Annotated in this window: 10 protein-coding genes and 5 tRNA genes; all 15 read left to right on the top strand. The window is 40.4% G+C overall.

Annotated features, from left to right (window positions below; all coding sequences use genetic code 11):
- On the top strand, nt 1-976 hold a 976-nt coding region (locus ABYD77_RS15665; RefSeq protein WP_372771051.1), incomplete at its 5' end, for a DUF418 domain-containing protein.
- Between the two features lie 92 nt (nt 977-1,068).
- Nucleotides 1,069-1,593: a crossover junction endodeoxyribonuclease RuvC gene (gene ruvC, locus ABYD77_RS15660; protein ID WP_372771050.1), complete on the top strand. Its 525-nt coding sequence runs from the start codon at nt 1,069-1,071 to the stop codon at nt 1,591-1,593.
- A complete protein-coding gene (ruvA, locus tag ABYD77_RS15655; protein ID WP_372771049.1) occupies nt 1,590-2,207 on the top strand; it encodes a Holliday junction branch migration protein RuvA in 618 nt (205 codons plus the stop codon). Before ruvC ends, ruvA begins: the two co-directional genes overlap by 4 nt.
- Before the next feature lies 1 nt (nt 2,208).
- The gene (ruvB, locus tag ABYD77_RS15650) at nt 2,209-3,216 is read left to right on the top strand and encodes a Holliday junction branch migration DNA helicase RuvB (RefSeq protein ID WP_372771048.1); all 1,008 of its coding nucleotides are present in this window, start codon (nt 2,209-2,211) and stop codon (nt 3,214-3,216) included.
- A gap of 693 nt (nt 3,217-3,909) precedes the next feature.
- Nucleotides 3,910-4,596, top strand: coding sequence for a protein TolQ (gene tolQ, locus ABYD77_RS15645; protein WP_372771047.1), 687 nt, complete (start codon nt 3,910-3,912; stop codon nt 4,594-4,596).
- A complete protein-coding gene (gene tolR / locus ABYD77_RS15640) occupies nt 4,596-5,021 on the top strand; it encodes a protein TolR (protein ID WP_274763614.1) in 426 nt (141 codons plus the stop codon). The genes tolQ and tolR overlap by 1 nt, the downstream gene beginning before the upstream one ends.
- A 2-nt stretch (nt 5,022-5,023) precedes the next feature.
- The gene (gene tolA / locus ABYD77_RS15635) at nt 5,024-5,911 is read left to right on the top strand and encodes a cell envelope integrity protein TolA (protein ID WP_372771046.1); all 888 of its coding nucleotides are present in this window, start codon (nt 5,024-5,026) and stop codon (nt 5,909-5,911) included.
- A gap of 8 nt (nt 5,912-5,919) precedes the next feature.
- A complete protein-coding gene (gene tolB, locus ABYD77_RS15630; protein WP_372771045.1) occupies nt 5,920-7,275 on the top strand; it encodes a Tol-Pal system beta propeller repeat protein TolB in 1,356 nt (451 codons plus the stop codon).
- 38 nt (nt 7,276-7,313) lie between these two features.
- On the top strand, nt 7,314-7,841 hold the full coding sequence (gene pal, locus ABYD77_RS15625) for a peptidoglycan-associated lipoprotein Pal (protein WP_274763611.1): 528 nt from the start codon (nt 7,314-7,316) through the stop codon (nt 7,839-7,841).
- Nucleotides 7,842-7,857: 16 nt separating this feature from the next.
- Nucleotides 7,858-8,619 carry a tol-pal system protein YbgF gene (ybgF, locus tag ABYD77_RS15620; RefSeq protein WP_372771052.1) on the top strand — a complete coding sequence of 254 codons (762 nt, stop codon included), beginning with the start codon at nt 7,858-7,860 and terminating at the stop codon, nt 8,617-8,619.
- Between the two features lie 208 nt (nt 8,620-8,827).
- Nucleotides 8,828-8,903: transfer RNA gene (locus tag ABYD77_RS15615), tRNA-Lys, on the top strand.
- A 42-nt stretch (nt 8,904-8,945) separates the two neighbouring features.
- Nucleotides 8,946-9,021, top strand: a tRNA-Lys gene (locus ABYD77_RS15610).
- Between the two features lie 23 nt (nt 9,022-9,044).
- A tRNA-Lys gene (locus ABYD77_RS15605) sits at nt 9,045-9,120 on the top strand.
- 22 nt (nt 9,121-9,142) lie between these two features.
- Nucleotides 9,143-9,218, top strand: a tRNA-Lys gene (locus ABYD77_RS15600).
- 41 nt (nt 9,219-9,259) lie between these two features.
- Nucleotides 9,260-9,335, top strand: a tRNA-Lys gene (locus ABYD77_RS15595).
- Nucleotides 9,336-9,350 lie beyond the last annotated feature (15 nt).

The raw sequence follows: 9,350 nt of genomic DNA, 5'->3' as shown, positions 1-9,350 counted from the left end.
CATTGAAGTAATTAATGCTTTTTTCATTGATGGGCGATTTCGCACTTTGTTCTGTGTGTTATTTGGTGTGGGGCTTGCGATTTTGTACGATAAACACGGACAAAATAAAGCATTACCACTACTGAATGCACGTTTGAAATGGCTACTGATTTTTGGTGTTGTACATAGTGTATTTATCTTTTCTGGTGACATTTTAATAAATTACGCTTTAGCAGGTTTTTTGGTTTATAAAGAGTTAGGCAATCACCAAGCGATCATTCTAAAAAAAGCGAAAACGTATTTTGCAATTGGGTTTGTAGTGTTAATACTACTCTCACTCATCCCAAGCGAGCCAATCTATCGTGGTAGTGAAGAGTATCTTGCAATACTTGACGAGTGGCAATCAGGATACGGTAATCAACTAATTCAACAAATCATTTTTACTGTCATTATGTTGGTTTTTAGCCTGGTTTGCTTTGTTTGGGTCACCGCTGGGATTGTGTTATTCGGTGTTTATTTGTATCGCTCAGACTTTTTCAACAATGGCTTATCTCAATTCCAATTAACGAGTGTGGTAGTGGTCACATTGGTTATTTCAACTGCTGACGCAGTCATTCGAGTAAATTGGCCGGCGCTTGCAGAGCTTAATATGGCGCTAGCGACTTTATCTGCATTATTTTGTGCGCTTTTATATGTCCATATCATTATTAAATTAGTTAAGAAAGTGTCAGTTCTTAAAGCTTTGTTTGCTCCCGTAGGACGCATGGCATTTTCACTTTATCTGCTGCAATCCATAGTGTTTGCAATCTTTTTCAGATATAGCAATATTGATTTTGTCAATGAAGCAACACGCATTGATTATTTGTATTTGTGCATATTGTTTTCGTTAGTTCAGCTGGCTTTAGCGGGCATCTATTTGAAACTTTTTAGTGTTGGCCCAGTAGAATGGCTTTGGCGAAAAGCTTATAACAACTCGTTGCAATCAGTCATTAAATGAACAGATAAGTGGAATTTACCATTTAGCACTGGTAATCCATACAGTTATTGGTCATTATAAGGCAATTATAAAAAGAACCTTGCAGGCGCGAATTGGCAATTATACTTGGTATCGACCCAGGATCCCGTTTTACGGGCTATGGTTTAATCAAACAACAAGGCATGAAGTTTGAGTACTTGGGCAGTGGCTGTATTAAAATGGGTGAAAAACCCATGGCTGAACGCCTAAAAATTATTTTCCAAGGTGTAACGCAACTGATTGAGCAATACCAACCTGATAGTTTTGCTATTGAACAAGTATTTATGGCCAGAAACCCCGATTCAGCACTTAAGCTTGGTCAAGCACGCGGTGCTGCAATGGTTGCAGCTTCATTGCAATCATTGGATGTATTCGAATATTCCGCAAGGCAAGTTAAACAAGCTGTGGTAGGAACTGGTGGAGCAGATAAGTCTCAAGTGCAGCACATGGTAAAAAGTTTTTTAAAATTACCTGGAACACCGCAAGCCGATGCCGCGGATGCATTAGCAATTGCAATTTGTCATGGTCATTCGCAGCAACATTTAATAAAGCTCTCAGGCCAAGCAAGTAAAACAGTAAGAGGACGATTAAGACGATGATAGGGCGATTACGCGGTATCTTAATTGAAAAACAGCCACCAGAAATTCTATTAGAAGTAAGTGGTGTGGGCTATGAAGTGAATATGCCGATGACGTGCTTTTATAAGTTACCAAAAGAGGGTGAAGAGGCGGTTATTTATACTCACTTTGTCGTGAGAGAAGATGCACAATTACTATTTGGCTTTAATAATAAATCTGAGCGCGCGTTATTTCGTGAATTATTAAAAGCAAATGGTGTTGGACCAAAATTAGGGTTAGCAATTCTTTCGGGTATGTCGGCTGAGCAGTTCGTTGCGTGTGTGCACAATGAAGATGCAACGAGTTTGGTTAAATTACCGGGCGTTGGCAAAAAAACGGCAGAACGTTTAGTGCTGGAAATGAAAGATCGTTTAAAAGACTGGGGAATGGATCTGTTTACACCATATACAGATGGTGCCATTTTAGAGATTCAGGAAGACCCAGCAGTGAAAGGCAATGCACAGGATGATGCAATCGCTGCATTAATGGCGCTTGGTTATAAAGCGAACCAAGCTGAAAAAGCCGTTAAAGCAATTAATGGCCAAGGGCATACCAGTGAAGTGCTCATCAAAGAAGCACTTAAGGCAATGATGTAAAATGATTGAAGCGGATAGATTGATTGAACCCGATAAGAAAGGCAATGAAGATGTCATCGATAGAGCCATACGTCCTAAATTGCTTTCAGATTATCGTGGTCAGCCTCATGTTAAAGAGCAGATGGAAATTTTTATTGAAGCCGCGCGCTCTCGAGAAGAGGCGCTTGACCATTTGCTTATTTTTGGCCCGCCGGGTTTAGGAAAAACCACACTCGCCAATATTGTTGCTAACGAACTTGATGTCAATATCAGAACGACATCAGGCCCAGTGCTTGAAAAAGCAGGTGATTTAGCAGCAATGCTGACCAATTTAGAAGAGAACGATGTGTTATTTATAGATGAAATACACCGTTTAAGCCCACATGTTGAGGAAATTCTCTATCCTGCAATGGAGGATTACCAACTCGATATTATGATTGGTGAAGGGCCAGCTGCGCGTTCAATTAAGTTAGATTTGCCCCCGTTTACTTTAGTAGGGGCGACAACACGTGCCGGTTCACTGACATCCCCGCTTAGAGATCGTTTTGGTATTGTGCAGAGATTAGAGTTTTACTCAGTTGAAGATTTGTCAAATATTGTAATGCGCTCAGCAGATTTCTTATCCCTAGAAATGGAAGAAGAAGGGGCAATTGAAGTTGCTCGCCGTGCACGCGGTACTCCGCGCATTGCAAATCGGTTATTACGCCGAGTACGTGATTATGCCGAAGTTAAAGCGGATGGTGTCGTAACCGCCGAAGTCGCTGGCAGAGCACTTGATATGGTTGATGTTGATAAAAGTGGCTTTGATTATATGGACAGAAAATATTTACTCTGTCTAATCGAGAAGTTTATGGGGGGTCCTGTAGGCCTTGATAATATAGCAGCTGCAATCGGTGAAGAGCGTGAGACAATTGAAGATGTCATTGAGCCATACTTAATACAACAAGGCTTTATTCAACGCACCCCGCGTGGTCGAATAGCCCAAGAGTTTGCTTATAAACATTTTGGTTTTCCAATAAAAGATGTGTAACACTAGTTATTTACAAAAGGCCGCTTTGCGGCCTTTTTTGTTATTTTTAATAAACAGAAACAAGTTTCGGTAAATTTTTGGCAAAAAAAAGCCCGCTAGGGAGCGGGCAAACAACAAGTTGAAGGAAGTAATCCTGGGAACGCATTATAACAATGCTACACAATGACAAATCAGTAATCACTGTGTATATGAAACTAGGGTTGGCACCAATTGGGTGCGTGTCCACGTGTTTACAGGATGTATATTACGCATGAATGAAATTTTCATCAAACTAGAAAAATTATTTTTTCAGATTAAAAAAACTAATATCAAGAAAGTTAATGTTGTGCGGATAATCACCAGTTAATTTTTTGTAAACTTATATAGCATTGTATTTAAACAAAAAAATTAAATTGCCTGATAATTGCTCTATAAGTTTTATTGTTTTAGTGATACCCCTATTTGTAAGTTTTGCCTATTTATGCACTGAAATTGAATAAACGCTGGATTTATTTAAGTTTCATTTAGTAAAAAGTCATCATTTAGTAGGGGGAATTGAATCTTTGTGTTTTTTTTGTTCAGTTAATGCAATTCTTATGGCATAGCCATTGTATGCATGTATTAGTATGGTTAAACTAAATCTAATGCTATGAGGGAACTTTCAAAGCATCAAGCGAACTAACCCTTGACTATCAACAATTTCAGGAGTGAGCAGTGGCCACCGAAATCTCAATTTTTGACTTAATACTTAAAGCTAGTTTTGTGGTGCAACTGGTGATGCTGACATTAGTATTAATGTCTATTTTTTCATGGGCTATGATCATTCAACGTCGTAAGGCGCTCACTGCAGCAAAAACAAATGCTAAAAAATTTGAAGATAAATTTTGGTCGGGTGTTGATTTAAGTAAGCTTTACGCGGAGCTTTCTGCACGTAATGAAGTTGATGGTCTTGAAGCTATGTTTACAGCAGGTTTTAAAGAGTACGCGCGACTTGCCAAAAATAATCATGCGTCGCCAGGTTCAATTTTAGAGGGCACACACCGTGCGATGCGAGTAACGCTCTCAAGAGAAATAGAAAAATTAGAATCAAGTTTGTCGTTTTTAGCGACAGTTGGCTCAATCAGTCCATATATCGGCCTATTCGGTACAGTATGGGGTATTATGACCGCCTTTATTGCACTTGGCTCAGTAAAGCAAGCCACCTTACAAATGGTAGCGCCTGGTATTGCTGAAGCACTTATTGCAACCGCAATGGGCTTATTTGCCGCTATTCCTGCTGTTATTGCATTTAACCGTTTTTCTCACACAGTTGAAAAAGTAGAATCATCTTACGGTAATTTTATGGAAGAATTTTCTAATATTCTTCACCGTCAAGCTGTGGCAAATGTGGATGCGAAATAATGTATCAACGTAAGAAACGTCGCCCCGTCGCCGAAATCAACGTTGTTCCATACATTGATGTCATGTTGGTATTGCTTATTATTTTCATGGCAACTGCCGCGGTAATTACCCATGGCGTAAAAGTCGATTTACCTAAAATGGAAGAGTCTGAACTTGTCGAAGCGACAGAAGCTCCACCAATTGTGGTATCGATTGATGCCGATGGGAATTATTATGCAAGCATTGGTATTGATCCTGAAGCACCGATGGAAGCGGTTGATATTGCAGCACAAGTTAAACTTGCTTTAGATAAAGACCCTAAAACGCCGGTGATGTTAAAAGGAGACGGTAAGGTAACTTACCAAGAAGTACTGCTGCTAATGGACTTTCTTAAAAGAGCGGGCGTACCGTCGGTTGGATTAATGACGGAGTCATTTGAGCAGTAATTATGAAGAACGACCTTAAATCGGCTCTTATCAAATCTGCATTGCTGCACCTTGCCATTATTGTGGCTTTTGTTATTGGTGGGTTACTAAAACCGTCAAAGCCGCAAGTGATGGAAGTAACACTCAATGCACCAAATAAACCAGAGCAAAAAGCTGTTGAGGCGGTATCCGTTGATACTAAAGCAGTTGAAAAACGTATCAATGAGCTTAAAAAGCAAGAAGCGGACAAAAAAGCAGCTGAAGCTAAACGTATTCGTGATTTAGAGCGCCGTGCTGCCAATGCGAAAAAGAAACGTGAAGAAGAAGCTAGGCGTATCGCTAAATTAGAAAAAGAACGTATTCGCAAAGAAAAAGAAAAGAAAAAGGCAGAAGCTGCTGCGCGTGAAGCGAAGAAAAAGCAACAAGCTGAGCAGAAGAAAGCCGCTGATGCGAAAAAGAAAGCTGAAGAATTAGCAAAAAAACGCAAAGCTGAAGAAGAGAAACTGAAAAAAGCGGAAGCAAAACGCAAAGCTGATGCAGAAGCAGCACATCAAAAAGCACTCGCTGAAAAAATGATGCAGGAGCAATTGGCTGCTGAAGCTGCGGCACGTAGTCGTGCAAAACAAGCACAAGTGCTCTCTGAAGTGGAAAAATACACGGCACTGATTACGGCGAAAATCCAGCAAAACTTATTATTAGACGACAAAATGAAAGGTAAAGAGTGTCGTTTGAATTTGCGTCTTGCATTTAATGGCTTTGTTACCCAAGTGGAAGCGCTAAGTGGAGATAAACAAGTTTGTGACGCCACAATACGGGCTGTAAGGCGTGCAGATACACTGCCTGTTTCTAAAGATAAAGCTGTGTTTGAACAGCTAAAAAATATTAATTTAACCATTCAACCAGATATTTAAGGGATAACATGATTAGCGCATTGCAAAAATGGGTTTTTGCCGCAGTACTTTTTGTTAGTGCAGCAGCGAATGCCGCTCTTGAAATTGTAATTACCGAAGGTGTGGATTCAGCGCGCCCGATTGGGATCGTGCCATTTAAATATAACGGTACAGGTGAAGCACCAAATGAAATTACCGATGTTATTATTGCAGATTTACGTCGTAGTGGCCGTTTTAACCCTGTTGCAGCAATGAACATGCCACAGCGCCCAAGCAATGATACTGAAGTAGATTACAGTGCGTGGGTGTCTGAAGGTGTTGAGGCAATTTTGGTGGGTACCATTACTGAGCAAATAGGTGCGCGCTACTTAGTGAGTTATCAACTTATCGATGTGATTCGGGGTCAAATCACCGGCGGTGATACTAAAATTTTAAGTCAAGGGCGGTTAGTAAACTCTGAAGACCATATTCTAGATGCACGTCAAACGGTAATTGGGAGCGACAGCTTCCGTCGATATGGTCACCGTATAAGTGATGTGGTGTACGAAGCATTAACGGGTGAGCGTGGTGCGTTTTTAACTAAAATTGCCTATGTAATTGTACGTGAAAATGAAGAGCGCCCATATCAGTTAGTGATTGCTGATTATGATGGTTATAACGAGCAAACATTATTACGCTCAAAAGAACCTCTTATGTCGCCAACATGGTCACCAGATGGTACTAAATTAGCGTATGTTACTTTCGAGAACCGTCAAAGCCAAATTTACATTCAAGATATTTATACTGGTAAGCGTGAGCGCTTAACTACTTATAAGGGGATTAATGGGGCTCCTAAGTTTTCACCTGATGGTACTCAGCTTGCGATGGTACTATCAAAAGACAAAAATGGTGCAACCGAAATCTATGTTTTAGACTTGAAAACTCGGAAAATTCGCCGCATTACCAGACATAGAAGTATTGATACTGAGCCAAGCTGGCATCCAAATGGTAAAGAAATCATATTTACATCTGAAAGGGCTGGTAATGCTCAGATTTATAGCGTAAATTTAGCAACTGGTAAGAAAAGAAGACTTACTTTTGATGGTGATATGAATCTAGCGGGTTCGATTACGCCTGATGGTAATAACTTAGTTATGGTAAACCGCACATTAGGTCGATACCATATTGCTAAAAGAGACTTAAAATCAGGTGACTTTAGCGTACTGACACGTACTCGCTTAGATGAATCGCCAAGCATTGCGCCAAATGGCTCAATGATTATCTATAGTACGTTACATAATAATAAACAGGTCCTCGCATTGGTATCAATGGATGGACGGTTTAAAGCTCGTCTTCCTGTTGCGGAAGGTGAAGTTAAGGCACCTGCATGGTCGCCATTTTTGTAAAGATTACAGGTTAGACTTTTAAAAAAGGAATCAACTCAATGCAACTTAACAAACTACTAAAAAGCCTACTCATTGCAGTGCCTGTAATGACGTTAGCTGCGTGTAGCTCGTCTTCAACAGTTGAAGAAGATACATCTGCGAACCAAAGCAACCAAGGCCAAGAAGAAACAGTACAAGTTGAGACTGTTGTAAAAGAAAAAACGCCAGAAGAAATTCTTGCTGAAAAATACGAAGCACTTCGCCAAGAGCAAATCGTATACTTCGACTTTGACAAATCAACAGTACGTAGTGATTATGTTGAGTTACTTCAAGCACACGCTGATTTCTTAGTTAAGAACCCAAGTGTAAAAGTACTTGTTGAAGGTCACGCTGATGAGCGCGGTACACCTGAGTACAACATCGCACTAGGTGAGCGTCGTGGTCAAGCAGTTGCTAAATACCTACAAAGCCTAGGTGTTGCTGAAAGCCAAATCTCAGTCGTTAGCTACGGTGAAGAAAAGCCGATGGTTAAGACGCGTACTGAAGATGCTTTCGCGAAAAACCGCCGCGCAGTTTTAGTATACTAATATAGAAGTTAATATGATTAAGCCGAAAGTTATTTTGGCAACCATGTTACTTAGCGGGAGCAGTCAGTTATTGGCTGCTCCCGCTCCTGTTTCTGAGGTAGGTGCAAGCTCAAGTATGTCGTCTACGGCATTTGAAACTCGCTTACAAACTTTAGAACGCATGGTTGCAAACAGAAATGTGCAGTTTTTACAGCTGCAACAGCAATTAGAATCTCTGCAAGAAGAAGTGAGCCAGTTGCGCGGTATTACTGAAGAGCAGGGCTACCAGTTAGAAAAAGTGTTACAGCGTCAACGTGAGTTATACCAAGAAATTGAAACGCGAGTTTCAAGCAGTTTCACAACGACAACACCTGTTAATGACACCCTAACAAATAGCACCGCAGGTACAATGAGCAGCAATTTAAATGAAAATGATGCTTATGACCGTGCTGTGCAGTTAATTATGCAAGATAAGCGCTATGATGCGGCTATCCCAGAATTTAAATCGTTCTTAGAGAATTACCCAGAATCAGTATATGTACCAAATGCGCATTATTGGTTGGGGCAATTGTTGACGATTAAAAATGATAGTAAAGGCGCACTTTCGCACTTTGAGAGCTTAGTAAATGGGTTTCCAGATTCAAATAAGCGCTCAGATGCAATGTTAAAGCTGGCAACGACCTACATTAAAGAAGGCGAAACAGCACGTGCGAAAAAAATCTTAAATGATTTGGTTGCACAATACCCAGATTCAACCCCAGCAAAACTAGCGGTTGAAAAACTAGCGAGTCTTAATTAAGGCTCGCCAGATTCATTTTTTGTAAATGAAAAGTGAAAACATAATCACTTATTAGGCTAATCTTAAGATGTTGGTATAAAATTAGCCAACTGAGTAATAAAACTTAAAAAAACTGTAATTTTAGGTTGCACTCATTTTTTAAATAAGTATTATAAGCGCCCGCAGCCGCTTGTTACGAAAGGCAAAAACGCTGCGCAAAAATCTGATTGGGTCATTAGCTCAGTTGGTAGAGCAGTGGACTTTTAATCCATTGGTCGATGGTTCAAGTCCATCATGACCCACCATTCAGATTTTGCAATTCGAGTACTTCCCTTTGGGAATTGAGCGGGTCATTAGCTCAGTTGGTAGAGCAGTGGACTTTTAATCCATTGGTCGATGGTTCAAGTCCATCATGACCCACCATTCGAAATGCACTTGCTTAGAGCGGGTCATTAGCTCAGTTGGTAGAGCAGTGGACTTTTAATCCATTGGTCGATGGTTCAAGTCCATCATGACCCACCACTTCTAAGCCTTCTCTTTGAGCGGGTCATTAGCTCAGTTGGTAGAGCAGTGGACTTTTAATCCATTGGTCGATGGTTCAAGTCCATCATGACCCACCATTCAAAGAACTTTCTATTTTTTGCGTAATGCATCTATGAGCGGGTCATTAGCTCAGTTGGTAGAGCAGTGGACTTTTAATCCATTGGTCGATGGTTCAAGTCCATCATGACCCACCATTCACAGATCTTTCT

Source organism: Pseudoalteromonas sp. (assembly GCF_041629635.1).
Lineage (GTDB): Bacteria > Pseudomonadota > Gammaproteobacteria > Enterobacterales > Alteromonadaceae > Pseudoalteromonas.
This window is presented reverse-complemented; position numbering and strand designations above follow the sequence as displayed.

Bases quoted from the DNA above. Each gene is read 5' to 3' on its own strand.
- ruvB (WP_372771048.1), top strand. From the start codon at position 2,209: ATGATTGAAGCGGATAGATTGATTGAACCCGATAAGAAAGGCAATGAA.
- tolR (WP_274763614.1), top strand. From the start codon at position 4,596: ATGTATCAACGTAAGAAACGTCGCCCCGTCGCCGAAATCAACGTTGTT.
- ruvA (WP_372771049.1), top strand. From the start codon at position 1,590: ATGATAGGGCGATTACGCGGTATCTTAATTGAAAAACAGCCACCAGAA.
- pal (WP_274763611.1), top strand. From the start codon at position 7,314: ATGCAACTTAACAAACTACTAAAAAGCCTACTCATTGCAGTGCCTGTA.
- tolB (WP_372771045.1), top strand. From the start codon at position 5,920: ATGATTAGCGCATTGCAAAAATGGGTTTTTGCCGCAGTACTTTTTGTT.
- tolA (WP_372771046.1), top strand. From the start codon at position 5,024: ATGAAGAACGACCTTAAATCGGCTCTTATCAAATCTGCATTGCTGCAC.